Genomic DNA, 26,505 nt, shown 5'->3' on the forward strand with positions numbered 1-26,505 from the left:
TACCAAATTTAGATAAGAAAGGTGATCGATCATTCATGAATTTTGGCGAAGTATTGACGGCGATGGTCACTCCGTTTGATAAAAATGGGCAAATTGATTTTGCGCAGACGAACGTATTGATTGATTATTTAATCGATAATGGGACTGATGCACTTGTAATAGCAGGAACGACTGGAGAATCACCCACACTGCGTACAGAAGAAAAAATTAATCTGTTTAAGTATGTCGTGAAGAAGGTGGATAGGCGAGTACCTGTTATTGCTGGAACAGGGAGCAATAGCACAGAGGCATCCATTGATTTGACAAAAAAGGCAGATGAATGTGGTGTTGACGGGATCATGCTTGTTACACCTTATTATAATAAGCCTGATCAACGCGGAATGTATACACATTTCTCTGCAATTGCCCAGGAAACGAATTTGCCTATAATGCTTTATAATATACCAGGACGTTCAGTGGTAAATTTAACTGCAGAAACTGTTATTAATTTAAGTCAAATTGACAATATCGTATCCATGAAAGAAGCAAGTGGAGATCTTGATCAAGTTGCGGAAATTATTGAACATACACCGAATGATTTCAGTGTGTACAGTGGAGACGACGGATTAACGATACCAATGTTGGCAATTGGTGCTGATGGAGTCGTTTCAGTTGCTTCCCATGTTATTGGTAATGAAATGCAGACAATGGTTCAGCAATTTAAAAATGGTCAGGTTCAGGAAGCGGCAGCGCTACATCGTGAATTGCTCCCGATTATGAACGGGCTTTTTACAGCGCCAAGCCCCAGCCCTGTTAAAGCAGCACTGCAATTGAAAGGAATCGAAACTGGCGGTGTACGTATGCCACTAGTTCCTTTAACAGATGAAGAGATAAGTAAGTTGAAGCTTCTATTAGATAAATAACAATACCGGCTATGGTTTTAGCCGGTATTTTTTGTATGTTTACGTTCATACTACCTTTATAGGTGAGTTTTTAAAAAGGAGTGTTCGTAAATGAATAACAATCCAGAAGAAAATGAAAATCAAGAGGACAAGCCCAATGCATCGTCGATTGTTGAGAAAATCCAACAGTTAGGTCAATCTAATATTCCACAAGCACCTGATTCAAATATTCACGTTCTGTCAATCATTGGTCAAGTAGAAGGACATATCCAGCTGCCGCCGCAAAATAAGACAACTAAATATGAACATTTATTACCACAGCTTATTGCTATTGAACAAAATCCAAAAATTGAAGGATTAATTATTTTGCTGAATACAGTAGGGGGAGATGTTGAGGCAGGGCTTGCTCTCGCTGAAATGATTGCTTCGATTTCAAAACCAACGGTATCGATTGTACTTGGCGGTGGCCATTCGATTGGCGTACCGATAGCAGTAGCCACAGACTATTCCTTTATTGTTCCAACGGCTACGATGACGATTCATCCAGTTCGGTTAACTGGCTTAGTTATTGGAGTACCACAAACCTTCGAATATCTAGATAAAATGCAAGAAAGGGTCATCCAATTTGTCGTCCAGCATTCAAACATAAAGGAAGAGAAATTTAAAGATCTTATGTTTGCAAAAGGTAATTTAACGAGAGATATTGGTACAAATGTAGTTGGAAAAGACGCTGTAGAATACGGATTAATTGATCAGGTCGGTGGTGTAAAAGATGCCATGAGTAAATTAACAGCGTTTATTGGAACTAATAATGGTGCAGAAGGCGGTGTCATACAATGATATTGTATACGCCATTAGCTCAACATGATATCTTTCCAGTAGAACAAGGAGGATTTTCAAATGTGGAGCATATCACATACGATGGAAGAATGATATATGCTATAAAAACGAAGGATGGCTCTTATCAAATTCAGCAGCTTGTTTCAACTGATCCACAAGATTATTTGCGGAAAGAATTTTCTCCTGGCAGTATTCTTTCATAAACATGCTATTGAAATTTAAACCCTAATATGCGAAGTAGGACTTAGCCTATCTTCTAGAGCGAATATTATATGATAGGAAATAGTCTCCACTGAATGAGGTTCTACTTTTATGGTATAATTAAGTTATTCAGTAAACCCTTGCCATTTTGTTGGTGAGGGTTTACTATTCATATATGTTGGAGTAGATAGAGGTGAAAAAATGGCGAAAAAGAGAAAGCGAAAAAGCACTAAAAAAACGAGGTCTATGCGGTTGGAACTTTTAGGTCTGCTGTTTATCTTTTTATCCATCTTCGGGAGTGGAGCAAGTGCAATAAGCGATGGTGCAATACCTGGATGGATGGAGCATTTCTTCCAATTCTTTCTTGGAATTTGGTATTTTGTTGCATCTGTTTTTCTGTTTATTACTGGTGTTCTGCTACTAGTTAAACGAAAATATCCGAATTTCTGGAGTAGGAAAATGGTAGGTTTTTATATTCTATTTGCTGGTATTCTACTATTGTCACATATACAAACGGTTGAGAGTTTACTAGTAACAGCTGGAAATGTGTCCATTATCGGAACAACTTGGAATAATTTCTTAGACTATGTTAGTGGTGCCGGTACTGTGGTGCAAACGGGCGGAGGAATGATAGGAGCAGTCATTTTTACATTTTGTAATTTTTTATTTTCATTAGCTGGCTCAAAAATCGTTGCTGTTTTTTCTATATTAATTGGTCTTATATTTATTACCGATATATCCGTTGGCGACTTATTTTCTAAACTCTTTTCGAGAATGAAAAAGAGTGCTGAGAATCAGTTTGTCAAATGGAAGGATGTTCGAGCAGCGAAAAAGCAGCAGAAGGAAGAACGGAAACTACAGGACGAAGCGGTTATAGAAACAATACAGCACGAAGAACCAGTAATTAATGATTTTACAGATATTGCCTATGCCGCAGACAATACGGAAAAAGAGCCTGCTCATGAAGCACCAGTAGCAGAAGAAAAAGCGAAAAAGAAAGAAGTGGACGAAGCGGACGACGTTCCGGAAATGGCACTGACAGAAACAGAAAACCCAGAATATATATTGCCATCTCCTAATTTACTGGCTGATCCAGCTCATAATTCACAGCAAAAGGAAAAGTCACAAATACAAGCTACTGTTCGAAAGCTGGAACAAACATTTAAAAGTTTTGGTGTTAAGGCTAGAATTACAAAAGTTCATGTAGGTCCAGCTGTCACAAAATATGAGGTATATCCAGAAGCTGGTGTTAAGGTAAGTAAAATTGTTAGTCTTCATGATGACCTAGCACTAGCACTGGCAGCGAAGGATATACGGATTGAAGCACCAATTCCCGGAAAATCCGCAGTTGGAATCGAAGTGCCGAACCAAGAGATTGCCATGGTATCATTACGAGAAGTGCTCGATAAAACGTGGAATAATAAATCTTCCAAACTACTTTATGCATTAGGTAGAGACATATCTGGTGAGGCTGTAGTAGGGGAATTAAACAAGATGCCCCATCTGTTAATTGCAGGTGCAACTGGTAGCGGGAAAAGTGTTTGCGTTAACGGAATTATTACGAGTATCCTGATGCGTACAAAACCACATGAAGTTAAAATGATGATGATTGATCCAAAGAAAGTAGAATTGAATGTTTATAATGGTATTCCGCATCTATTGGCTCCAGTAGTAACAGATCCTAAAAAGGCATCAAGAGCATTAAAAAAGGTCGTTTCTGAAATGGAAAGAAGATATGATTTATTTTCTGACACCGGGACACGTAATATTGAAGGATATAACGAATATATTCGCAAATATAATGTAGGATCAGATGAAACACAGCCACAACTTCCTTACATTGTAGTTCTCGTAGATGAGCTTGCCGATTTAATGATGGTCGCTTCAAATGATGTGGAAGATTCGATTACCCGATTGGCTCAAATGGCTCGTGCGGCAGGTATTCATTTAATAATTGCCACACAGCGTCCATCGGTTGATGTCATTACTGGTGTGATTAAAGCGAATATCCCGTCACGGATTGCATTTAGTGTTTCTTCTCAAACGGATTCAAGGACGATCCTTGACTCGGGGGGAGCCGAGAAACTGCTTGGTAGGGGGGACATGTTGTTTATGCCCGTAGGCTCCTCTAAACCAACCCGTGTACAGGGTGCATTTTTGTCCGACGAAGAAGTAGAAAGAGTTGTGGACCATTGTATTGAACAGCAAAAAGCTTCTTATCAAGAAGAGATGATTCCAGAGGATACAAATGATGCAGTAGAAGAAGTAGATGATGAATTATATGAAGATGCGGTACAAATGATTATTGAAATGCAAAGTGCTAGTGTCTCTATGCTGCAACGAAGGTTCCGAATTGGATATACCCGTGCAGCACGATTGATTGATGCGATGGAAGCACGCGGTATTGTTGGACCGTACGAAGGAAGTAAGCCTAGAACTGTGTTAGTTTCGCAGGTAACGGAGGAAAAAACGATGTAGCGTTCTATTAGTATCAATCCGAACGTCGCTAATCGAGCACTTCTGCTATTGTGTTAGCTCCTAGCAAAAAACCAAAATTGTATAAATAAGTAACCACGTATTTTTTATTAATAAGACAGGTGAAGAGTAAACTCACCTGTCTTATTTTAATAGTGACGAAGAAAACTCTTACCTGCGCGGACTTCGTTAAAAAACTTGTTGAAAACTAAGTTCCCTTGTCACAATTTGTTGATTTTTTTAAGGAATTTATCCTATTTCTATTTATTTATTTAATTAATAGTGGTAAGATAAATGACGGACAAATAGTCATACGTCAGAGGTCAGATCTCTTGGATTGCAGTTAGAGGAAAGAGGGGATTTTGTGTCGATTAAAACGGATTCAAGGCACCTATATTTACAAGTCATCGACGAAATTACAAAAGATATTGAGAATGGCAAGTATAGAGAAAAAGAAAAGCTGCCATCAGAATATCAATTGTCAAAACAATTAGGCGTTTCAAGAGCTACGTTAAGAGAGGCTCTTCGCATTCTTGAAGAAGACAATGTGGTAACGCGAAGACATGGAGTGGGTACCTTTGTAAATTCGAAACCAATTTTTTCATCAGGTATTGAGGAGCTAAGTAGTGTTACTCAAATGATTGAGCAATCCGGTAAAATTGCTGGTTCACAATATTTGTCTACAGAATTAATTGAAGCAACAGATGAAGATAAAGCAAAATTTTCCCCAGGAAAAGTGAATACTCTGGCTAAAATTGAAAGAGTCCGTACAGCTGATAATAAGCCCGTCGTTTTTTGTATTGATAAGGTACCGGAAAACTTAATACCGTTGGATCGAGTGCATGAAGTAGATTCTATCTTTGAACTTTTAGAAAATTATGCAAGTAAACGAATTGCATACGCAGTTACATACATCGAACCAATCAGCTATCATGACCGAATATACAGTATTTTAGACTGTGTACCAGATCAATCACTTCTATTGCTGAGACAGATTCACTATACAAGCAAAGATGAAGCCATCCTATATTCAGCCAATTATTTTCGTTCAGATGTTTTTAGTTTTCATGTCCTTAGAAAAAGGGTGTGACTTAAAAAACTGAATTTTTAGGAGGTGATGGGTGAAAATAGGAAAGGGTTTGCAGTGATTTTTTGTTCAACTTTAGTTTTACCTATCTCAACTAATTTAGGGGGCATTAAAATGAAGAATCGTAAGTTTATTCTATTGTTTGCTTTATTGCTTAGTTTTGGAATCGTTTTAGCAGCATGTGGAAGCGGTTCAAACGAGGACGATACAACCGCTTCAGACGATAACAATGATAATGCAGATAATACAGCAACTGAAGAAGATTACAGTATCGCAATGGTAACAGACCAGGGTGGAGTAGATGATAAATCATTTAACCAATCTGCATGGGAAGGTATCCAGGCATGGGGAGAAGAGAATGGTCTATCGCAAGGTAACGGATTTGACTATGCACAATCCGCTTCAAAAGCAGATTTTATGCCGAACATTACTCGTCTGGTTCGTGATGAGTACAACTTAATATTTGGTACAGGTTTCCTTTTGAAAGAGGATATTCAAAAAGCAGCAGAACAATTTCCAGAAACGTATTTTGCAATCGTAGATGATATGGTAGAAGCTCCAAATGCAGTAAGTGTTACATTTAAAGAGCATGAAGGTTCTTTCTTAGCTGGTGTTGCAGCTGCTAATAAAACAAATACAAATAAACTAGGATTTGTTGGTGGAATTGATTCACCTCTAATCAAAAAATTTGAAACAGGCTTTATTGCAGGTGTAAAATCTGTAAACCCTGATATTGAAGTTGATGTTCAATATGCTGAAACATTTGACGATGCTGCAAAAGGGAAATTAATTGCATCCAATATGTACAGCAACGATGTTGACGTAATTTATCATGCATCTGGTGGAACTGGAAACGGTGTGTTTAACCAGGCAAAAGATATTAAACAAAATGACCCGGACCGTGAAATATGGGTGATCGGTGTTGATGCTGACCAGCATGAAGAAGGTAAAATTGGCGACCATAATGTAACATTAACTTCCATGGTTAAACGTGTTGATGTTGCTGTTCAAGATGTTGCTAAAATGCTGCAAGCAGGTGAATTCCCTGGTGGGGAACACTTAGAATTTGGAATTGAAGAAGATGGAATTTCCATTGCTGAAACAAATACAGATGCATATACAGAAGATATCAAAAATGCTGTTAACGAATGGCAAGAAAAGATTCTTAGTGGGGATATAAAAGTACCTCAAACAAGTGAAGAATTGGATTCATTCATTGAAGCACTTTAAGTTTCTGTTCAAAAGGGAGGATAAAAAGGACCGAGAAGTTCGAGGAGGCGTAGTTTTGAGTACCGGGCTTCCCCAGGATGTGGTGACTTCTGTGTTGTCCACAGGACGTGGACGGTTTTAACAGAAGTTCATTGAATCCCTTGATACGTGAGGAACGGAAAACAAGCTAACGAGCTTCCGCAGGATGTGGTGACTTCGATGTTCGACACAGGACGTGTCGGTATTTAATCGATGGTCTACTGTTCTCGACGTGTCATTTTTACCGGACTTTTTGAACCTCTTTTAATAAATAGTGAAGAAGGCTAATCGCTTTTAGCCTTCTTCAATCATGTTAAGTAAGATCTTCAACTAAAGAGGATTAGAAACAGTAGTCCTTTTTATTTGATGATTTTATAACAACTAACTATGCAGTCAAGATGATGTGGTTAATAAAGGGGTGAAGACCAGTGGAATATGTAATTGAAATGTTGAATATACGTAAGGAATTTCCTGGAATCGTAGCAAATGATAATATTACAATTCAGCTTAAGCCAGGTGAAATTCATGCACTGTTAGGAGAAAATGGAGCTGGAAAATCCACGTTGATGAATGTTTTATTTGGTTTGTACCAACCAGAGCAAGGAGAAATTCGGGTCAAAGGAAAGAAGGCAAATATTACAAATCCGAATATTGCAAATGATCTTGGTATTGGAATGGTCCATCAGCATTTTATGCTAGTTGAACCATTTACCGTTACACAAAACATTGTTCTTGGTAATGAGCCAACCAAAAAAACAGGTGTTATTAATGTCGAGAAAGCAAGAGAGGACATTAAAGAAATTTCTGACCGGTATGGTCTAAAGGTCGATCCAGATGCAAAGATAAGTGATATTTCAGTCGGAATGCAACAGCGCGTGGAAATTTTAAAGACACTGTATCGTGGTGCAGACGTACTCATCTTTGATGAACCAACTGCAGTATTAACACCTCAAGAAATTAATGAATTAATGGAAATTATGCGTTCACTTATTAAGGAAGGTAAATCTATTATTCTCATAACACACAAACTCAAAGAAATAATGGAAGTTTGTGATAGATGTACAGTTATTCGTAAAGGAAAAGGGATTGGCACTGTTAATGTTGCCCAGACAAATACGAATGAATTAGCATCCCTCATGGTTGGTAGAGAGGTACATTTTAAGACGGAGAAGCAGCAGGCGGAACCGAAAGATACCGTTTTAACAATCGAAAATCTAGTTGTAAAAGATTCAAGAAAAGTAGATTTAGTAAAAGGACTAAACCTTGAATTACGTGGTGGAGAAATAGTCGGGATTGCCGGAGTTGATGGCAATGGGCAGTCAGAACTGATTGAGGCAATAACAGGATTGCGTCAAGCAGTTTCAGGGAGAATTAAGCTTAAAAATAAAAATATTACGAATAAGAGTCCAAGAAAGGTAACAGAAAGTGGAGTTGGTCACATTCCGCAGGACAGACATCGCTTTGGACTTGTATTGGATTATTCCATTGGTGAGAATATCGTTTTGCAAACATACTATAAGAAGCCTTATTCCAAAGCAAAAGTATTGAATTATAAAGCGATCTATGAGAAAGCAGAAAGTATTATTAAAGAATACGATGTTCGTACGCCAAGTGTCTACACAAAGGCCCGAGCGCTGTCTGGAGGGAATCAGCAAAAAGCAATTATTGGCCGAGAAGTGGATCGGTCACCAGATTTATTAATTGCTGCACAGCCAACAAGAGGTCTAGATGTAGGTGCTATTGAGTTTATTCATAAAAAATTGATTGAAGAACGTGACAAAGGAAAAGCAGTTTTATTAATTTCGTTTGAACTAGATGAAATTTTGAATGTTAGTGACCGAATTGCTGTTATGTTTGATGGAAAAATAGTTGCTGAAGTGACGCCAGAAGAAACGACTGAACAAGAGCTTGGTTTGTTGATGGCAGGAAGTCAGGTTAAGGAAGGTGATTCAAATGCCATCCAATAAATTATTTGCGCTGCTCGTCCCAATAGTTTCCGTTTTAATGGGTTTGATTGCTGGTGCAATCATTATGCTAGTATCTGGATTTAGTCCAATTGATGGCTATACTGCATTATGGAATGGTGCATTTGGAGATTCATATACAATCGGTGAAACAATTAGAAGGTCAGCTCCGTACATCCTTACAGGATTATCGATTGCATTCGCATTTCGCACTGGGTTGTTTAATATAGGTGCAGAGGGTCAGGTACTTGTAGGCTGGCTAGCAGCAGTATGGGTAGGTATAACAATTGATGCACCAATGTATATTCATTTGCCGCTTGCTGTTCTTGCTGCAGCTGTTGCTGGTGGATTATGGGCATTTGTCCCAGGTATTTTAAAAGCAAAACTTGGTGTTCATGAAGTAATCGTAACAATCATGATGAATTATATTGCTTTATTTACGACGAATGAAATTATAAGAAAAGTATTAACAAGTGGACAAACAACAACAGATTCGATTGCGCCGTCAGCATCGCTCGCTTCCGAGTGGATGCAAAGTATTACGTTTTATTCCCGTCTTCATTATGGAATTTTAATTGCATTATTTGCGGCAGCTATTATGTGGTTTATTATTCAACGAACAACAATTGGTTATGAACTGAAATCGGTTGGATTTAATCAGCACGCATCACGGTACGCTGGTATGAATGTAAGTAAAAATATTGTATTATCGATGGTTATTGCAGGTATGTTTGCAGGCTTAGCAGGTGCAATGGAGGGACTAGGTACTTACGGAAACATGTCCGTAACGGCAGGATTTTCTAATTTAGGTTTTGATGGAATCGCTGTTGCGCTTCTAGGGGCTAACACTGCGATTGGGGTTGTTTTTGCAGCATTTTTGTTTGGTGCACTAAAAGAGGGTGCAGGGGAAATGCCAACAGGAGCTGGAATTCCAACAGAGCTTGTAGATATTATTATCGCACTAATCATCTTCTTTGTGGCATCAAGTTACATTATTAGATGGGTAATCGTTCGCTTTAAAAAGGAGGGGAAATAAATGATTGAAATATTGCAATCTGTTATCCCTACAGCGTTATTTTATTCAGCTCCTTTAATTTTAACGGCATTAGGCGGCGTTTTTAGTGAACGTTCTGGTGTTGTAAATATTGGTCTTGAAGGTTTAATGGTGATGGGTGCATTTGTAGGAATTGTTTTTAATTTAACTTTTTCGGATGTACTGGGATCCTGGACACCATGGGTTTCCATCCTTGTAGCAATGGTTGTTTCAGCTATATTCTCGATTATTCACGCGGTAGCTTCCGTTTCTTTCCATGCTAGCCAAGTAGTAAGTGGTGTAGCAATTAATATGCTCGCACTAGGTATAGGGGTATATTTAACAAAACAATGGTATGGTAAAGGGCAAACAGATATGGTTGCTCAACCATTTTATACTACAGATATCCCATTACTATCAAAGATTCCAGTTATTGGGTCAATCTTTTTCCAAGGAATTTATATTACATCGTATTTGGCTATTATCTTAGCTTTCGTTGCTTGGTTTGTGCTGTACAAAACACCATTTGGTTTGAGACTGCGTGCAGTGGGAGAACATCCAATGGCAGCTGATACAAATGGAATTAATGTAAGCAGAATGCGTTATATCGCTGTTATTCTTTCTGGGGCGCTTGGAGGATTAGGTGGTTCTGTATTTGCACTAACAATTGCATCCAATTTCTCACATTCTACAATTGTTGGCCAAGGATTTATGGCACTTGCAGCTGTTATATTCGGTAAATGGCACCCTCTTGGAGCCATGGGTGCAGCGTTATTCTTTGGTTTTGCCCAAAGCTTGAGTGTTATCGGATCAAATATTCCGCTTCTGCAGGACGTACCACAAATATTCCTGTTAATCGCTCCATATGTGTTAACAATTCTTGCTTTAGCAGGATTTATTGGGCGAGCAGATGCACCTCGAGCAAATGGAGAGCCATACATTAAAGGTAGCAGATAATTATAGATGGACAATCCTGGACTGACTTGCTTATAATAGCAAGTCAGTTTTTTTTGCCGTATAATGGATGACAAATGGTAAATTTGTGCAAGATATTTGTGGTGATATAAGAATAAGTACTATCGGAGGTTGCCTATGGATACAATTCAAGAAAAGCGCTTGGACGAACAAGGTCTTAAGCTTCATTTTATTCAAACGAAGAAGTTTAAAACGATTAATATCATAGTAAAATTAAAATCAAAATTGGATAAGGAGACGATTACAAAGCGAGCGTTGCTTCCTTATATTCTGAAGCAAGGAACAAAGACTTATCCAGATAGAAGTGCTTTGCAGTTAAAGCTGGATGATTTATATGGTGCAGTATTAACTGCTGATGGTGGTAAAAAGGGAGAAAATCATATTATCTCCGTTCGCCTTGAGTTTGCAAACGAAAAATTTATTCCGGATGCATCAAACGTAATGGATGAAGCAGTTCAATTACTTAGTGAAGTGCTATTTCATCCGAATACAGGTGCAACTGGATTTGATGATGCCGTTTTCAAACGAGAAGTCGGTACATTAAAACAAAAAATAAGTGCAATACAAGATGATAAAATGAGTTACGCTAATATGCGACTTATTGATGAGATGTGTAAGGAAGAAGCGTATCAATTACACGTACATGGTTATGAAGAAGATTTAAACAACCTAACCAATGATGATTTGTTCAACTATTATCAGCACATGCTTGAACAAGATGAGATGGATATTTATGTTCTTGGAGATTTTGTTGAGGAAAAAGTAAAGCATTTAATCATGGATACGATGCAAAGGACGGAGCAGCAGGGTACAAAAGAAGCTGATCCAGCAGCTAAAAATTCGGTGATTGAGCAGAATGAAATAATCGAAAAGCAAAAAGTTCAACAAGCAAAATTGCATATTGGTTTTCGTACGAATACGACATACCAAGATGAAGCTTATTTTGCCTTGCAGGTTTTTAATGGATTGTTCGGCGGTTTTCCAAGCTCAAAATTATTTATTAATGTTAGAGAAAAAAATAGTCTTGCCTACTATGCATCATCAAGATTAGAAAGTCATAAAGGACTGTTGTTTGTTTTTAGTGGCATTGCGCCAGACGACTTTGAAAAAGCAAGGGATATTATTCGTTTGCAAGTGCAAGCAATGAAGGACGGCGACTTTACAGAGCAAGAACTAAATGAGACAAAAGATTTAATTGTTAATCAGTTAAAGGAAACAATGGATCATCCACAAGGTTTAATCGAAATACTGTACCAGCAAGTTATTGGAAATCGCCAAATGACACCAGCAGAATTGCTTGAAGGCATTCAGAATGTCACGAAAGACGAGGTCGTTCATGTGGCCAGCAAAATAGAAGAGGATACTGTGTACCTATTAACGAGTGAAGGAGGAGAACAAGGTGAATAAAGAAACCTATGAAAGTATTGGAGAGACACTTTATTCAGAAAAACTGGATAATGGCTTGACCGTGTTCTTATTACCTAAACCAGAAATGACAAAATCATTTGGCATTTTTTCCACGAATTATGGATCGATTGACCAAACCTTTGTCCCTTTAGGAGAATCTGCTGAAGTTACCGTACCAGAGGGGGTAGCACATTTTTTAGAGCATAAGCTTTTTGAAAAAGAAGACAGAGATGTTTTTGCTGATTTTGGAAAACAAGGAGCATCGCCAAATGCCTATACATCATTCACAAAGACTGCTTATTTATTTTCAGCTACAAGCCAAATCGAGAAAAATGTAGAAACATTAATCGACTTTGTTCAGGATCCATACTTTTCTGATCAATCAGTGGAAAAGGAAAAGGGGATTATCGCACAGGAGATTAAAATGTATGATGATCAACCAGATTGGCAGGCATTTATGGGAACAATTAAAAGTATGTTTCAGAATCATCCCGTAAAAATTGATATTGCAGGAACGGTAGATTCCATTACTTCTATTACAAAAGATGATCTATATACGTGCTACCATACGTTTTATCATCCGGAAAATATGACATTATTTGTTGTAGGTAATTTTGAAGTAGAGCGGATGATGGAAATGATTACATCAAATCAAAAGAATAAATCTTTTGAGAAGATGGCTGAGTTGAAGCGCGACTTTCCTGAGGAGCCCAAGGAAGTTGCGATGAAAGAAAATACGATTCATATGCCTGTATCCATTCCAAAGTGTACAATTGGGATAAAAGACTCTAATTCCGAATTGGAAAAAGAGGAATTTTTAAGAAAAGATCTATTAAGCGGTATGATTTTAAGTCATTTCTTTTCTACTGGTGGAGATTTTTATCAGGAATTGTATAAAGCAGATCTGATCGATGACAGCTTTTATTTTGAAACAAATCTTGAGAGAAATTTTGGGTATTCAATGATTGGTGGTAATACAGCTAAGCCAGAAGAATTTGCTGCTAAAATAAAAGAGCAATTATTATCAACAAAAAATTATGCGTTAACGGTTGAAGTGTTTGAACGAATGAAGAAGAAAAAAATCGGTCAATTGCTGCGTGCAATGAATTCTCTTGAGTTTATTGCAAATAAATATATCCAATACCATACAATGGGAATTAATTTGTTTGAAATTATTCCTGCAATTCAGGCGCTATCATTGGATGATGCACAGGCCTTTTTAAATGAGTGGATTGCTGAGGAACGTTTAGCCGTTTGTACGATAAGTGCATCATAAGGACAAGGAGAGACAATGGGGAAAAATATACTAATTATCGGAGCAAGCGGTGATATTGGCTACGCAATTGCAGAACGTCTAGCTCAAGATGGGTATCAATTATTGTTACATTATCATAAAAATAGATCTGGCATTGATCTGCTACGGAAACGATTAGCTAATGAGTCAGTGCTTGCTGTGATCCAAGCTGATTTAAGTAATCAAGATGAAATTAAGCATTTCCTAACGAAGCTAGTACTCCCGGTTGATGGAATTATCTTTGCAGGTGGTATTGCCTATTACGGATTATTGCAACATACTTCTGAAGAGGCTATGGATGCGATGTTAGCATTACATGTGAAAGCACCTTGGATGATTACCAAACATCTCTTGCCTCCAATGATAACGAGCAGAAAAGGGAATATCATCATGATTACATCGATATGGGGGAATGTTGGTGCTAGTTACGAAGTCATCTATTCGTCTGTTAAAGGTGCACAAAATAGCTTTGTAAAAGCCTTGGCGAAGGAAGTAGCGCCTTCTGGTATTTCTGTTAATGGGATAAGTCCAGGTTATATTGAAACGAAAATGAATAGTCATTTATCGGAGGAAGAAAGGCAAGCTATTATTGATGAAATTCCGATGAGCCGAGCCGGGCTGCCCAGTGAGATAGCTCATACTGTTAGTTTTTTGCTGGATGATCGATCAACTTATATTCAGGGAGAAATTATTAATATGAACGGAGGCTGGTAGAGCTGTTTTTATATGATGCTCAAATATCAACCGACAGAATGTTATACTTTTGATCTTATTGTTTGTGCTTTGCTTGTATAAATTATGCCAACCTTCATATACTATGCAAGATATTATGAATGGAGGAGGCTCATCAATGTCAGTATTAGATAATTTTGATACATGGAAAGGTTTTTTAGCTAATCGAATTCAGCAAGCGCAGCAGCAAGGAATGGATCAGCAAACGATGTCAACGGTTGCTGCTGAGGTAGGCGATTATCTAGCCCAAAGTGTTGAAGCTAAAAACAGCGAAGAAGCAGTTCTAAAAGAACTATGGAACGCTGCATCTGAGCAAGAACAGCAAGCCATTGCAAATATAATGATTAAGCTTGTCCAAAAACAGTAATAGTAAGAGTTGCAAACGTTATATTATAAAAAGCTATATAGACTTCTATATGGCTTTTTTGTGTATAAGCTAAAAATTATATGAAAACTATGGTAATTGCTATTTAGAAAAAATGAAAATAATGTTATATTACTTATAGAGGTTGGAAAGTTTAAACCACTGTGGTATATCATGCTAAAAAGTTTTAACAGTGTCATTATTGTGGAATATTAGTAATAAACTATTAAAGCGAGCTATCAATTGCTTAATATAAATAAAGTATGTAAAATAAAGGGGCTTATGATGGATAGAACAGAATGGTACCTTGAATATGAAATTCAAATTAACCGTCCTGGTTTACTGGGTGATATTTCTTCTTTATTAGGAATGCTTTCGATTAATATTATTACAATAAATGGTGTGGAGAACGCTCGCAGAGGAATGCTGCTCTTATCGAAGCATGATGAAAATATAATGCGGTTAAAGTCCATTCTGCAAACAATGGATACGATTAAATTATTTAAATTACGGAAACCTAAGCTTAAAGATAAAATGGCAGTTCGTCATGGGAAATATATACACACTGATAACGATGATAGAAAAACGATTCGCTTTGTCCGAGATGAGCTGGGACTTCTTGTTGATTTTATGGCTGAACTCTATAAGCAAGATGGTCATAAACTAATCGGAATTCGCGGTATGCCACGGGTTGGCAAGACGGAATCGATTGTGGCTGCAAGTGTTTGTGCAAGTAAACGCTGGTTGTTTGTATCAAGTACAATGATTAAACAGACGGTTCGTAATCAATTAATTGAAGGAGAGTATAATCAAGATAATATTTATATTATTGACGGGGTTCTCTCCAAAAGAATGGCAAATGAGAAGCATTGGCAATTAATTCGCGAAATCATGCAGTTACCATCGGTTAAAGTAGTAGAACATCCAGATGTATTTGTGCAGTCTACCGAGTACAGTATGGATGATTTTGATTATATTATTGAGTTACGCACAGATGTAGATGAAGAGATTACATATGAACCGGTAGAACAAGATCGGTTCAGCAGTAATAATGGCTTTTCGATGTTTGATTTCTAAAAGTTCATGTTTAAAAAAGAGGATTATAAGGATCGAGAGGTTTGTGGGTCATAGTTTTTTGCCAGGCTTCCACAGGACTTGTCGGTACCTAGTCGAATTCCTCTGCTCTCGATGAGTCATTTTTACCGGACTTTTTGAACTACCTATAAAATGGAAGGTGTTATATATGGATGTAGGGGCGAAGCTGAAAGAGGCGCGTCTTGCTAGTGGATTATCTCTGGATAGTTTACAGGAAACGACAAAAATTCAAAAAAGATATTTAGTGGCAATCGAGGAAGGGAATCTGCATATTTTACCTGGTAAGTTCTATGCAAGAGCATTTATTAAGGAATATGCAAATGCAGTCGGACTGAATCCGAACGAATTAGTAGAAGAACATAAAGAAGAAATTCCTAGTACAGAAGAAGAAAACGTACAATATACAAGAATGCAGCGGACAAGGAAAGAAAATCAGACGGAGAAATCATCCGGTGGCATATCTTCATTAATTCCAACTATAATAGTGGTCTTATTGATTGTCGGTATTGTCTTTGTTGCTTGGTGGTTTATTCGAGAAAACATGGCTGGGGATTCAACGAATCCTGTAGAGGAACCGGATGATAATGTTATTATTACGAATCCAAATGATACTGGAACAGGCAATGACGGTGCTGAAGATGAAGCAGATGGTTCAGATGAAAATACAAACGATGAAGAAAATGAAGATGAAACGCAAGAAGAATCAAATGAACAATCAGACCCTGAGTTTACGGTTACAGAGGAAGGAACTGGTTCTCAACCTGTTTCTACAATTGAAATGGCGAATGCTGGCGAAAAGGTAATCATTACATTGGAGTCTGCTGACCCTGAACATCATACATGGTTAGAAATCAGAGAAGAAGGTGGGGAAGCTTTCTATAATAGTAGTTTTTCTGCTGATGAATCACCGGTAGAAATTGATATCAGTGATGCCGAGACAATCTCATTTAATGTTGGGTATGCTCCTGCTTTAAAAATTTCTATTAATGGTGTTGAGCTGGAGTATCCTGTTGATGCTGGGCAGTATGTACACCAACGCTTGAATTTAAGTATTACGCGTTAACTATAGCATTTATGTTTTATATGGTGGATCGTTGTAGAAACTGAATACCATAGATAAAGTGAAACTTCATAATGTAGATTGTCTACTGCATGTAAGTTGAACAGATTCAGGAATTTATGGGCTGTTTATACCACAAGGGTATTACAGCCCGTTAATGTGTGATAAAACCCTTCCCTTTACCTATGAGGAAGGGTTTTTATATCATTTTTGAGTTAGGAAGTCCATAAGTGCAACTGAGACATTGGCCTAAAAATCCTGTACTCAAAAGTATAAGGGCTGCTAAGAAAGCAAAGATTGCTTACGTAAGAATCCCTTTAACGAATGCCAAGTTTTCAATCAATCAATTTTAAAAAATTAGGAGGAAACAAACAAATGAATTTACCAAATCGACTCACATTATCACGTATTATGATGATACCCATTTTTATACTTTTACTCAGCTTACCTTTGGATTGGGGTACTTGGGACATCGGTGCGGCAGACTTACCTATAGCACATTTTATTGCTGCATTGATTTTTATTATCGCAGCAGGAACCGATTGGATAGATGGTTATTATGCTAGAAAATTTAATTTAGTTACCAATCTAGGTAAGTTTATGGATCCCTTAGCAGACAAATTACTTGTTTCAGCTGCGCTTATTTTGTTAATTGAAATGGGATTAGCTCCTGCATGGGTTGTTATCATTATTATAAGCAGGGAATTTGCAGTAACTGGACTACGCCTTGTAGCTGCAGGTGAAGGAATTGTACTTGCTGCAGGAAAAATGGGTAAATTGAAAACAGCTACACAAATGATTGCAATCGCAGTTTTATTGCTGCATAACTTCCCGTTTGCTTATATTGACTTTCCGTTTGGTATAATTATGTTATATATCGCATTGTTCTTTACAGTAGTTTCTGGTATTGATTATTTCGTCAAAAATTGGCATGTGATGAAGGAGTCGAACAAATGAAACAATTGAAGGCTGAAATTGTAGCAGTTGGGACAGAGTTGTTGCTTGGGCAGATCGCGAATACGAATGCACAATGGTTATCTCAGCAACTGGCACAGTATGGGATTAATGTCTATAATCATGCTGTCGTGGGTGATAATTTAAACCGTGTTGAAGAGGCTTTTTTGCAAGCGCAAAATAGATCCGATATTATTATCGTTACTGGTGGGCTCGGTCCAACCGATGATGATTTAACAAGAGAGGCATTCCAGCAAATAAGTAAGCTGGAAATGGTGGAGCATAAAGCAACACTTGATAAAATTGAAAGGTATTTTAAAAATCATACTTCAAAGATGACTCCAAACAATCGCAAGCAAGCACGAATTTTTAAGGGGTGCACTGTATTGGAAAATAATGCAGGAATGGCACCGGGCATGAAAGTAGAACTGGAAGGAAGGGTATGGTTTTTCCTTCCTGGAGTTCCAAGGGAAATGAAACGGATTACAACGGACGAAATTGTGCCGTTTTTACGTGATTTGACTGGTGATGAGCAGATGATAAAATCATTAGTGCTGAAATTTATAGGTATTGGTGAGTCAACACTGGAACATGAATTAAAAGATCTAATTATTGCCCAGAGTAATCCTACTATCGCTCCCCTTGCTCAGGATGATGGCGTCGTTATTCGATTAACCGCAAAAGGGGCATCAGAGAAGCAGCTTGATGAACTGCTCGGAAAAACAAAAGAGCAGATTTTAGCAAGGGTTGGAGGTCACTTCTTTGGAGAAAATGATCAAACAATCGAGCAAGTCATTGTAGAGTTACTTCTGAAACAAAATAAAAAAATGGCAGCTGCTGAAAGTTTAACTGGAGGGATGTTTACAGAAAAAATCATATCTGTTAGCGGCGCTTCTCGTGTGTGTTCAGGTGGACTTGTTTGCTATGATACAGCAATCAAACGAAATATACTTGGTGTCACTGAGCAAACCATTCAGGAAAAAGGGACTGTAAGCGAAGCGTGTGCCTATGAGATGGCAGAACAGATCCGAATCAAGTTTGCTTCCCGGATTGGCATTGGTTTTACAGGAGTAGCCGGACCAGATGAAATGGAAGGTCAGCCAGTAGGAAAAGTGTATATTGCTATTTCTGATAAAAATGGCTACAAAAAAGTAGAGTCATTTTTATTCAATGGCGCACGTTCTGCAGTCCGCAAAAGGGCTTGTTTAAAGGGGTTAGAACTTTTGTTTAATTACTTAAAATCATAATTTAGACCAGCCTATACAATAAAAAATAATATTTAAGCGATTCAATACTATTAAAACTACGAATCTTGGATAATTTTTACTTCGAAAATATAAGAACATCTATTCGTTTTTTACTTGGCAAATACCGAAAAAACATGTATGATGAATATAGATAAATCAAGGAGGTAGTTTCGTTGAGTGATAGAAAACAAGCTTTAGATATGGCTTTGAGACAAATAGAGAAACAATTTGGTAAAGGCTCCATTATGAAACTAGGTGAAAATGAAGCTCAGAAAATAGCAACGATACCTAGTGGATCGTTGGCATTGGATGTTGCACTAGGTATTGGTGGATATCCTAGAGGAAGAGTTATTGAAATATATGGTCCGGAATCATCAGGTAAAACAACTGTGGCACTGCATGCAATCGCTGAGGCGCAAAAGCAGGGTGGACAAGCTGCGTTTATTGATGCCGAGCATGCATTAGATCCCATTTATGCGAGAGCCTTAGGTGTAAATATTGATGAGTTGCTTTTATCACAGCCTGACACGGGTGAGCAAGCACTAGAAATTGCTGAAGCACTTGTACGAAGTGGTGCTGTAGATATTATCGTTGTTGACTCGGTAGCGGCCCTCGTACCAAAAGCAGAAATCGAAGGAGACATGGGAGACGCACATGTTGGATTACAGGCGCGACTAATGTCACAAGCATTAAGAAAGCTTTCTGGAGCAATTAATAAATCAAAAACAACAGCTATTTTCATTAACCAAATTCGTGAAAAAGTTGGGGTTATGTTCGGAAACCCAGAGACAACACCAGGTGGACGTGCACTTAAATTCTATTCTTCTGTTCGTTTAGAAGTACGTCGTGCAGAAACGCTAAAAGCTGGAAATGATGCGGTTGGGAATAGAGCTAGAATTAAAGTTGTTAAAAATAAAGTCGCTCCGCCATTCAAACAAGCCGAAGTCGACATTATGTATGGTAAGGGAATTTCGAAAGAAGGAGAAATTCTTGATATCGGTTCTGAGTTGGATGTTGTGCTTAAGAGTGGTGCATGGTATTCCTACAAGGGAGAAAGACTAGGTCAGGGCCGTGAAAACTCGAAGCAATTCCTATTAGAAAACGAACCAATCATGAATGAAATTCATGGTGAAATTCGTAAGCACTATAACCTGGATGATGACGGTACAGAAGCAGAAGGAAAAGCAAGTGACAGCAAGGAAACAACTGAGCAGGAAACTTTGGATATGTAAGCATATAAAACCTTGATCGGTTGCTTATCGCATGATCAAGGTTTTTCAATTTGTAAATTATAAATGTTGAATGTTGTGGACAGCATAGCTACTGCAACAGCTATGTCCAGCGCCTAGCGAGACTTCTCTAACCTTGGTACGTCCCTATTCGAGCGCTTCCGCTTTTATTCTTTTGTAGGTTCAAGCGAAAAATAGTACAGCTTAAATATACTGATTTATTCATAATTTCAAAGACTAAAACCACAATCTGGAAAGTTTTTATACATATAGTTGTGGGTTTTCTTGACATTAGCTGTTTTCACAATTAAAATTAAAGATGTATAATTTTATAATTCTATTATAAAGTTACTTTAATGTTTAATGCATTCAGAATGTTACATGCCGACAATATGAATTGTACAATTTTATAGCAATAGGAGGTGAAATCATGGACATTATTCTTTTAATCATCTCCATTTTGCTTGCTCTGATCGTCGGTATTGTTGTTGGTTATCTGATACGTAAATCTATTGCAGAAGCTAAAATTTCCAGTGCGGAAACCTTCGCAAAACAAAAGATGGAAGAAGCTCGCAGAAATGCAGATGCGATTAAAAAAGAAGCGCTTCTTGAAGCAAAGGATGAAAATCACAAGCTTCGTCAGCAGACAGAAGAAGAGTTACGTGAGCGACGTTCCGAAGCTCAAAAACAGGAAAACCGTCTGATGCAAAAAGAAGAAAACCTGGACAGAAAAAGTGAAACATTAGACAAGCGTGAATTAATGTTAGAGAAGAAAGAACAATCTTTAACAGACAGACAACAACAAATTGAAGAAATGGAAAGCAAAGTGGAAGCTATGAAACAAGAGCAGCAAACTGAGCTTGAGCGCATTTCAGGATATACAACTGACCAGGCTAGGCAGATTATTTTAGAACGAATCGAAAAAGAAACGAAACACGAAGCTGCTGTAATGATTAAGGAAGCTGAAAATCGAGCGAAAGAAGAGTCGGATAAGAAGGCGAAAAGTCTCCTATCTTTAGCTTTACAGCGCTGTGCTGCTGATCATGTTGCAGAGACAACCGTTTCTGTCGTAAACCTTCCGAATGATGAAATGAAAGGTCGTATTATTGGACGAGAAGGTCGTAACATACGGACTTTAGAAACGTTAACAGGTATTGATTTGATTATTGATGATACACCTGAAGCGGTTATATTATCTGGTTTCGATCCAATCAGGCGAGAAACTGCTCGAATGGCACTAGAAAAGCTGGTGCAGGATGGTCGAATTCATCCTGCGAGAATCGAAGAGATGGTGGAGAAGGCCAGACGGGAAGTTGACGAATATATACGCGAAGTTGGAGAAGAGACAACGTTTGAAGTTGGAATACATGGGTTACATCCAGATCTAGTTAAAATACTCGGTCGTCTAAAATATCGTACAAGCTATGGGCAAAATGTGCTGAAACACTCAACAGAGGTTGCTTACTTATCTGGATTGCTTGCTGCAGAACTTGGCGAGGACGTGACGTTAGCAAAAAGGGCTGGATTACTTCATGATATTGGAAAGGCAATTGATCATGAGGTGGAAGGCAGTCATGTTGAGATAGGAAAAGAGCTAGCAATCAAGTACAAAGAGCACGAGGTTGTCATTAATTCGATTGCATCCCATCATGGAGATGAAGAAGCTACTTCAGTTATTGCGGTCCTGGTAGCCGCAGCCGATGCATTATCTGCTGCAAGACCAGGTGCAAGAAGTGAGACACTTGAAAATTATATCAAGCGTTTAGAAAAGCTTGAGGAAATTTCGGAGTCCTTTGAAGGAGTAGAGAAATCATTCGCTATCCAGGCTGGTAGAGAAATTCGAATTATGGTAAGACCTGATGAAATTGATGATATTGAATCTGTTCGCGTAGCACGTGATATACGAAAACGGATAGAATCAGAACTCGATTATCCTGGTCACATTAAAGTGACTGTTATTCGGGAAACAAGAGCAGTTGAATATGCGAAGTAAGAAGAGCACAGACATCCTAAATGGTGTCTGTGCTCTTTTGCATGTTAGGTGCTATATATCTTTATTAACAGCCAACTGGAATGAATTTGGAATCTGGCTCGTGAAACTCATGCTTATCGTTGATGGAAAATAAACTTATTAGACGATTGCCCCTTCGTGCTATCTTTTGACAATCAGCTTGCAATATGAAAAACTTATACTATTATAAACGATAGGATGATAGAACGATGAGAATACTATTTATTGGTGATGTTGTTGGTTCACCAGGGCGTGATATGGTGCAAGAATATTTACCTCGATTGAAGGAAAAATATCGCCCAAATATGACAATTATCAACGGCGAAAATGCTGCTTCTGGTAAGGGGATAACAGAAAAGATTTATAAACAATTCTTAGAATGGGGAGCTCAAGTAATTACGCTGGGTAACCATACGTGGGACAAAAAAGAAATCTTTGAATTTATTGATGATGCGAAATATATGATTCGTCCAGCTAACTTTCCAGAAAATAATCCAGGAAAAGGGATTGTGTATATTAATATAAATGGAAAAGAAGTAGCTGTTATTAATCTTCAAGGACGGACCTTTCTTCCGGCAATTGATGATCCATTTCAAAAAGCAGATCTATTAATCGAAGAAGCTAAAAAAAGAACGAATCTTATTTTTGTTGATTTTCATGGAGAAGCAACAAGTGAAAAACAAGCAATGGGCTGGTATTTAGACGGGAGAGTAAGCGCAGTAGTTGGAACACACACACATACGCAAACTGCGGACGAACGTATTTTACTAGGTGGAACAGCATATATATCAGATGTCGGGATGACGGGTCCTTATGATGGGATTTTAGGGGTGGATCGTGAAGCTGTGTTGAAACGGTTTTTAACATCATTACCAGTGCGTTTTGAAATTACAAAGTCGGGTAGAACACAATTAAATGGAATTGTGGTTACAATTGATGATAATTCGGGTAAAGCAACTAAGATAGAACGAATTATCATCAATGACGATCACCCATTCTTCGGTTGATTCATTGAATTCTTCTAACTTAGATACATTATAGGGAATAAGCTAACATCTCCACGAATATAGTAGCAATATAACTACAATAGCGCATGAAGGAGGTACTAGTAATGGAAGTATTAAAAGTTTCAGCTAAATCAAATCCAAATTCAGTAGCAGGCGCACTTGCGAATGTCTTAAGGGAGCGCGGCACAGCGGAAATTCAGGCGATAGGTGCGGGAGCACTTAATCAATCTGTGAAAGCAGTAGCCATTGCAAGAGGGTTTGTCGCACCAAGCGGAGTGGATTTAATTTGTATCCCTGCATTTACGGATATTTTAATTGACAATGAAGAACGCACGGCCATTAAGTTAATTGTTGAACCAAGATAATGTGACGAATTTGGCAACCTTCCTATTATCGTAGGAAGGTTTTTATTTGCTCTCTAGTTAGAAGTATTGTTAAATTTAGTTAGAAGCTTTATACTTTACTATTGTATACCTATACATAATGTGAAATTGACCTGAAAGGAGTTTCTTGATGAACGAAGAACAACGAAAACAACAAGCTCAAATTATACCAATAGATAATAACATAGAACGAATTAAAAATACGTCAAGTGATGAAATGATCTCAAAATATTTCCAGACAAGTTATGAACCACAATCTCCGGATATTAAAAAGGCAAGAAAGCGTCGGAATGAAGACGTTCAAATTCATTATGATTTTGCTATTCCAGAAGATGTAGCTACTATTGGAAAAGGAAAGAAGTTTTTAATTCGCACCTATGGTTGTCAAATGAATGAACATGATACAGAAGTGATGGCTGGTATTTTAACTGAAATGGGTTATGAACCTACATCCGATACAAACGATGCTGACATTATTTTGTTAAACACATGTGCCATTCGTGAAAATGCAGAGAATAAAGTATTTGGTGAAATCGGCCATTTAAAACCGCTTAAATTAGAAAAACCTGATCTGATCATAGGGGTCTGTGGCTGTATGTCCCAGGAAGAATCTGTAGTAAATCGAATTTTAAAGAAGCATCAGCATATCGACCTTATTTTTGGAACGCATAATATCCATCGCTTACCACAGTTAGTGAAAGAAGCGTTATTTGGAAAAGAAATGATCGTTGAAGTATGGTCAAAAGAAGGGGATGTTATTGAAAACCTTCCAAAGGTCCGTAATGGAAAGATCAAAGCGTGGGTAAACATTATGTATGGCTGTGATAAGTTCTGTACCTATTGTATTGTGCCAATGACACGTGGTAAAGAAAGAAGTCGCCGCCCACAAGATATTATCCAGGAGGTGCGTCATTTAGTCGCACAAGGCTATCAAGAAGTAACATTACTAGGTCAAAATGTAAATGCATATGGAAAAGATTTTGAGGACATTGAATATGGACTTGGAGATTTAATGAATGCTATTCATAAGATTGATATTCCACGAGTGCGTTTTACAACTTCTCATCCAAGAGACTTCGATGATCGTTTAATTGAAGTATTAGCACAAGGTGGAAATTTACTGGATCATATTCATCTTCCTGTACAATCTGGAAGCAGTGAAATCCTTAAGAAAATGAATCGTAAATATACGAGAGAAGATTATTTGGAATTAGTTCGTAAAATACGTAAAGCTATACCTAACGTAACACTGACAACTGATATTATTGTTGGCTTCCCAAATGAAACAGAAGAGCAATTTGAAGAGACAATGACCTTAATGGAAGAGGTTGGCTTTGAAGCTGCTTACACCTATATTTACTCTCCACGTGAAGGTACACCAGCAGCAAGGAAAAAAGATGATGTGCCAGAATCAGTGAAAAAGCAACGTCTTTATCGGTTAAATGAGCTTGTTAATAAACAATCGGCTGAGTCTATGAAAACATACAAAGGGAAAACGGTTAAAGTGCTTGTAGAAGGCGAGAGTAAGAAAGACCCAGATGTACTTGCAGGTTATACAGAAAAAAATAAGCTTGTTAACTTTAAAGGACCAAGATCATCCATTGGGAAAATTGTAGAAGTTGAAATAACCGAAGCAAAAACATGGTCATTAGATGGTGTAATGGTTGAAAACACAGTTGAGGTGAATTAAAATGGCTGAATATACTCGCAAAGAAGTACTAGATGAAGCAAAAAAACTGGCAACAATGTTGGCAAATACGGAAGAAATTGATCGTTTTAAGCAGGTGGAAGCTAAACTTAATGAGAATCAAAAGGTTCAAAAGCTGATTCAAAAAATTAAAACGCTGCAAAAACAGGCTGTTAATTTTCAAGCGTATGAAAAAAGAGAAGCTTTAAAGCGAATTGAATCTGAGATTGATCGACTGCAAGAAGAGATTGACAGTATTCCAGTTGTTCAGGAATTTAAAGAGACGCAAATTGTTGTAAATGATGTTTTACAACTCGTTTCAAAAACAATCTCACGTGAAGTGACGAATAACGTCATTGAATCCACTGGGGGAGATTTACTAGCGGGTGAAACTGGATCCAAAACAAATGATAAATCTGGCTGTAGCCATTAAGCAAAAAAGCGGAAGTCTCGCTACTGCTTTAACAGAAAAGCCAGGCAATTTTATTTAAATTGCCTGGCTTTTTTCTACTGTGTAGATCAAAAGTTCACAAAGTATATGTAATTGGAATAAGCTACTGAGACAATCCAAAACGCCTAGAAGTAATAATTAAAGTACTTAAAAAACCTACTATTCCTGGTTTTAATGAAATGCTATGCACTTTAGGTATTTGTCTTGCATAAAATGACTATGAAAAAAGAGGAGGTAAAAGTAATCATGACTTTTCTAGATAAAGAATATAGAGAAATCATAACAAAAGCAGTCTGTGGAAAAGGACGTAAGTTCACGCAGGATTCCCATGCCATCTCACCATCGCATAGACCTTCCAGTATATTAGGTTGCTGGGTAATCAATCATTTATATAATGCCAAGAAAAAATCAGAGGACACGGTAGAAATTAACGGTAGCTACGATATAAATGTCTGGTACTCGTACAATGACAACACGAAAACAGAAGTAGTTACAGAAAGAGTAACTTATAGTGATATCATCCCCCTATCCATTAAAGATGAAAAATCAATTAATAACGAATACGATGTCATTGCTAAAGTTATTCAACAACCGAATTGTTTGGAATGTAAGATCGCTAGTAATGGAAATAAAGTCACAATCGAAATTGAACGTGAATTTATTGTCCAAATAATTGGTGATACAAAAGTGTTTGTAAGAGTAAATCCGAATTGGGAGAAAACGGAAGAAGACGATGATGAAGCGTGGGATTTCGAAATGACAGAAGATGAAGCAAAGGATGTTAAGCCAGATTTTTTCCAAAAGAAAGACTAAAAAATGCGAGGGATAATACTCTCGCTTTTTTATTTTTTCAGCTTAAGTAAAGCGTACGATCGTGTTT

Annotated in this window: 24 protein-coding genes; all 24 read left to right on the top strand. The window is 37.6% G+C overall.

The annotated features are described in order from the left end of the window. The first annotated feature begins 35 nt into the window (after window positions 1-35). The 24 genes from dapA to NYE61_RS01310 all read left to right on the top strand — a co-directional run bounded on the left by dapA (window position 36) and on the right by NYE61_RS01310 (window position 26,438). The gene (gene dapA, locus NYE61_RS01195) at window positions 36-902 is read left to right on the top strand and encodes a 4-hydroxy-tetrahydrodipicolinate synthase (protein ID WP_095308730.1); all 867 of its coding nucleotides are present in this window, start codon (window positions 36-38) and stop codon (window positions 900-902) included. Window positions 903-992: 90 nt separating this feature from the next. Next, window positions 993-1,721, top strand: coding sequence for a ClpP family protease (locus NYE61_RS01200; RefSeq protein WP_118888909.1), 729 nt, complete (start codon window positions 993-995; stop codon window positions 1,719-1,721). Next, entirely contained in the window at window positions 1,718-1,924 is a 207-nt protein-coding gene (locus tag NYE61_RS01205) for a YlzJ-like family protein (RefSeq protein ID WP_303448192.1), read from the top strand. The genes NYE61_RS01200 and NYE61_RS01205 overlap by 4 nt, the downstream gene beginning before the upstream one ends. A gap of 199 nt (window positions 1,925-2,123) precedes the next feature. After that, window positions 2,124-4,400, top strand: a complete 2,277-nt coding sequence (locus NYE61_RS01210) for a DNA translocase FtsK (protein WP_303448191.1) — start codon at window positions 2,124-2,126, stop codon at window positions 4,398-4,400. A gap of 361 nt (window positions 4,401-4,761) precedes the next feature. Then, entirely contained in the window at window positions 4,762-5,487 is a 726-nt protein-coding gene (locus NYE61_RS01215) for a GntR family transcriptional regulator (RefSeq protein ID WP_095308738.1), read from the top strand. 111 nt (window positions 5,488-5,598) lie between these two features. Further along, complete coding sequence (locus tag NYE61_RS01220; protein WP_095308739.1) at window positions 5,599-6,714, top strand: BMP family protein; 1,116 nt, start codon at window positions 5,599-5,601, stop codon at window positions 6,712-6,714. A 446-nt stretch (window positions 6,715-7,160) separates the two neighbouring features. After that, a complete protein-coding gene (locus tag NYE61_RS01225; RefSeq protein WP_303451393.1) occupies window positions 7,161-8,699 on the top strand; it encodes an ABC transporter ATP-binding protein in 1,539 nt (512 codons plus the stop codon). Further along, on the top strand, window positions 8,686-9,732 hold the full coding sequence (locus NYE61_RS01230; RefSeq protein ID WP_095308748.1) for an ABC transporter permease: 1,047 nt from the start codon (window positions 8,686-8,688) through the stop codon (window positions 9,730-9,732). Before NYE61_RS01225 ends, NYE61_RS01230 begins: the two co-directional genes overlap by 14 nt. Beyond that, entirely contained in the window at window positions 9,733-10,686 is a 954-nt protein-coding gene (locus tag NYE61_RS01235) for an ABC transporter permease (RefSeq protein WP_095308750.1), read from the top strand. Between the two features lie 135 nt (window positions 10,687-10,821). Then, window positions 10,822-12,111 carry a pitrilysin family protein gene (locus tag NYE61_RS01240; RefSeq protein WP_303449797.1) on the top strand — a complete coding sequence of 430 codons (1,290 nt, stop codon included), beginning with the start codon at window positions 10,822-10,824 and terminating at the stop codon, window positions 12,109-12,111. Further along, window positions 12,104-13,387: a pitrilysin family protein gene (locus tag NYE61_RS01245; RefSeq protein ID WP_303449795.1), complete on the top strand. Its 1,284-nt coding sequence runs from the start codon at window positions 12,104-12,106 to the stop codon at window positions 13,385-13,387. The genes NYE61_RS01240 and NYE61_RS01245 overlap by 8 nt, the downstream gene beginning before the upstream one ends. Before the next feature lie 15 nt (window positions 13,388-13,402). Further along, window positions 13,403-14,119 (top strand): SDR family oxidoreductase, encoded by a 717-nt coding sequence (locus NYE61_RS01250; RefSeq protein ID WP_118888904.1) that lies wholly within the window; start codon window positions 13,403-13,405, stop codon window positions 14,117-14,119. A 136-nt stretch (window positions 14,120-14,255) separates the two neighbouring features. Continuing rightward, the gene (locus NYE61_RS01255) at window positions 14,256-14,504 is read left to right on the top strand and encodes a DUF3243 domain-containing protein (RefSeq protein WP_095308758.1); all 249 of its coding nucleotides are present in this window, start codon (window positions 14,256-14,258) and stop codon (window positions 14,502-14,504) included. A gap of 282 nt (window positions 14,505-14,786) precedes the next feature. After that, entirely contained in the window at window positions 14,787-15,578 is a 792-nt protein-coding gene (locus NYE61_RS01260) for a DUF3388 domain-containing protein (protein WP_095308760.1), read from the top strand. A 166-nt stretch (window positions 15,579-15,744) separates the two neighbouring features. Next, window positions 15,745-16,659, top strand: a complete 915-nt coding sequence (locus NYE61_RS01265) for a helix-turn-helix domain-containing protein (RefSeq protein ID WP_118888903.1) — start codon at window positions 15,745-15,747, stop codon at window positions 16,657-16,659. 372 nt (window positions 16,660-17,031) lie between these two features. After that, window positions 17,032-17,613, top strand: a complete 582-nt coding sequence (gene pgsA, locus NYE61_RS01270; protein ID WP_095308764.1) for a CDP-diacylglycerol--glycerol-3-phosphate 3-phosphatidyltransferase — start codon at window positions 17,032-17,034, stop codon at window positions 17,611-17,613. Next, the gene (locus NYE61_RS01275) at window positions 17,610-18,857 is read left to right on the top strand and encodes a competence/damage-inducible protein A (protein WP_303449791.1); all 1,248 of its coding nucleotides are present in this window, start codon (window positions 17,610-17,612) and stop codon (window positions 18,855-18,857) included. Before pgsA ends, NYE61_RS01275 begins: the two co-directional genes overlap by 4 nt. A gap of 173 nt (window positions 18,858-19,030) precedes the next feature. Then, on the top strand, window positions 19,031-20,089 hold the full coding sequence (recA, locus tag NYE61_RS01280) for a recombinase RecA (protein ID WP_095308768.1): 1,059 nt from the start codon (window positions 19,031-19,033) through the stop codon (window positions 20,087-20,089). 427 nt (window positions 20,090-20,516) lie between these two features. Then, complete coding sequence (gene rny, locus NYE61_RS01285) at window positions 20,517-22,079, top strand: ribonuclease Y (RefSeq protein WP_095308769.1); 1,563 nt, start codon at window positions 20,517-20,519, stop codon at window positions 22,077-22,079. Between the two features lie 227 nt (window positions 22,080-22,306). Then, entirely contained in the window at window positions 22,307-23,104 is a 798-nt protein-coding gene (locus NYE61_RS01290; RefSeq protein WP_095308771.1) for a TIGR00282 family metallophosphoesterase, read from the top strand. Between the two features lie 104 nt (window positions 23,105-23,208). Beyond that, the gene (locus NYE61_RS01295; protein WP_011066027.1) at window positions 23,209-23,469 is read left to right on the top strand and encodes a stage V sporulation protein S; all 261 of its coding nucleotides are present in this window, start codon (window positions 23,209-23,211) and stop codon (window positions 23,467-23,469) included. 148 nt (window positions 23,470-23,617) lie between these two features. Further along, entirely contained in the window at window positions 23,618-25,177 is a 1,560-nt protein-coding gene (gene miaB / locus NYE61_RS01300; RefSeq protein WP_095308772.1) for a tRNA (N6-isopentenyl adenosine(37)-C2)-methylthiotransferase MiaB, read from the top strand. Between the two features lies 1 nt (window position 25,178). Then, on the top strand, window positions 25,179-25,607 hold the full coding sequence (locus NYE61_RS01305; protein WP_095308774.1) for a YlbF family regulator: 429 nt from the start codon (window positions 25,179-25,181) through the stop codon (window positions 25,605-25,607). 264 nt (window positions 25,608-25,871) lie between these two features. After that, window positions 25,872-26,438: an outer spore coat protein CotE gene (locus NYE61_RS01310; protein WP_095308776.1), complete on the top strand. Its 567-nt coding sequence runs from the start codon at window positions 25,872-25,874 to the stop codon at window positions 26,436-26,438. The last annotated feature ends 67 nt before the right edge of the window (window positions 26,439-26,505 follow it).

It is taken from the genome of Oceanobacillus sp. FSL W7-1304 (assembly GCF_037969805.1).
GTDB classification, from domain to species: domain Bacteria; phylum Bacillota; class Bacilli; order Bacillales; family Amphibacillaceae; genus Oceanobacillus; species Oceanobacillus profundus.

Bases quoted from the DNA above. Each gene is read 5' to 3' on its own strand.
- dapA (WP_095308730.1), top strand. From the start codon at position 36: ATGAATTTTGGCGAAGTATTGACGGCGATGGTCACTCCGTTTGATAAA.
- NYE61_RS01200 (WP_118888909.1), top strand. From the start codon at position 993: ATGAATAACAATCCAGAAGAAAATGAAAATCAAGAGGACAAGCCCAAT.
- NYE61_RS01205 (WP_303448192.1), top strand. From the start codon at position 1,718: ATGATATTGTATACGCCATTAGCTCAACATGATATCTTTCCAGTAGAA.
- NYE61_RS01210 (WP_303448191.1), top strand. From the start codon at position 2,124: ATGGCGAAAAAGAGAAAGCGAAAAAGCACTAAAAAAACGAGGTCTATG.
- NYE61_RS01220 (WP_095308739.1), top strand. From the start codon at position 5,599: ATGAAGAATCGTAAGTTTATTCTATTGTTTGCTTTATTGCTTAGTTTT.
- NYE61_RS01230 (WP_095308748.1), top strand. From the start codon at position 8,686: ATGCCATCCAATAAATTATTTGCGCTGCTCGTCCCAATAGTTTCCGTT.
- NYE61_RS01235 (WP_095308750.1), top strand. From the start codon at position 9,733: ATGATTGAAATATTGCAATCTGTTATCCCTACAGCGTTATTTTATTCA.
- NYE61_RS01240 (WP_303449797.1), top strand. From the start codon at position 10,822: ATGGATACAATTCAAGAAAAGCGCTTGGACGAACAAGGTCTTAAGCTT.
- NYE61_RS01250 (WP_118888904.1), top strand. From the start codon at position 13,403: ATGGGGAAAAATATACTAATTATCGGAGCAAGCGGTGATATTGGCTAC.
- NYE61_RS01255 (WP_095308758.1), top strand. From the start codon at position 14,256: ATGTCAGTATTAGATAATTTTGATACATGGAAAGGTTTTTTAGCTAAT.
- NYE61_RS01260 (WP_095308760.1), top strand. From the start codon at position 14,787: ATGGATAGAACAGAATGGTACCTTGAATATGAAATTCAAATTAACCGT.
- NYE61_RS01265 (WP_118888903.1), top strand. From the start codon at position 15,745: ATGGATGTAGGGGCGAAGCTGAAAGAGGCGCGTCTTGCTAGTGGATTA.
- pgsA (WP_095308764.1), top strand. From the start codon at position 17,032: ATGAATTTACCAAATCGACTCACATTATCACGTATTATGATGATACCC.
- NYE61_RS01275 (WP_303449791.1), top strand. From the start codon at position 17,610: ATGAAACAATTGAAGGCTGAAATTGTAGCAGTTGGGACAGAGTTGTTG.
- rny (WP_095308769.1), top strand. From the start codon at position 20,517: ATGGACATTATTCTTTTAATCATCTCCATTTTGCTTGCTCTGATCGTC.
- NYE61_RS01290 (WP_095308771.1), top strand. From the start codon at position 22,307: ATGAGAATACTATTTATTGGTGATGTTGTTGGTTCACCAGGGCGTGAT.
- NYE61_RS01295 (WP_011066027.1), top strand. From the start codon at position 23,209: ATGGAAGTATTAAAAGTTTCAGCTAAATCAAATCCAAATTCAGTAGCA.
- miaB (WP_095308772.1), top strand. From the start codon at position 23,618: ATGAACGAAGAACAACGAAAACAACAAGCTCAAATTATACCAATAGAT.
- NYE61_RS01305 (WP_095308774.1), top strand. From the start codon at position 25,179: ATGGCTGAATATACTCGCAAAGAAGTACTAGATGAAGCAAAAAAACTG.
- NYE61_RS01310 (WP_095308776.1), top strand. From the start codon at position 25,872: ATGACTTTTCTAGATAAAGAATATAGAGAAATCATAACAAAAGCAGTC.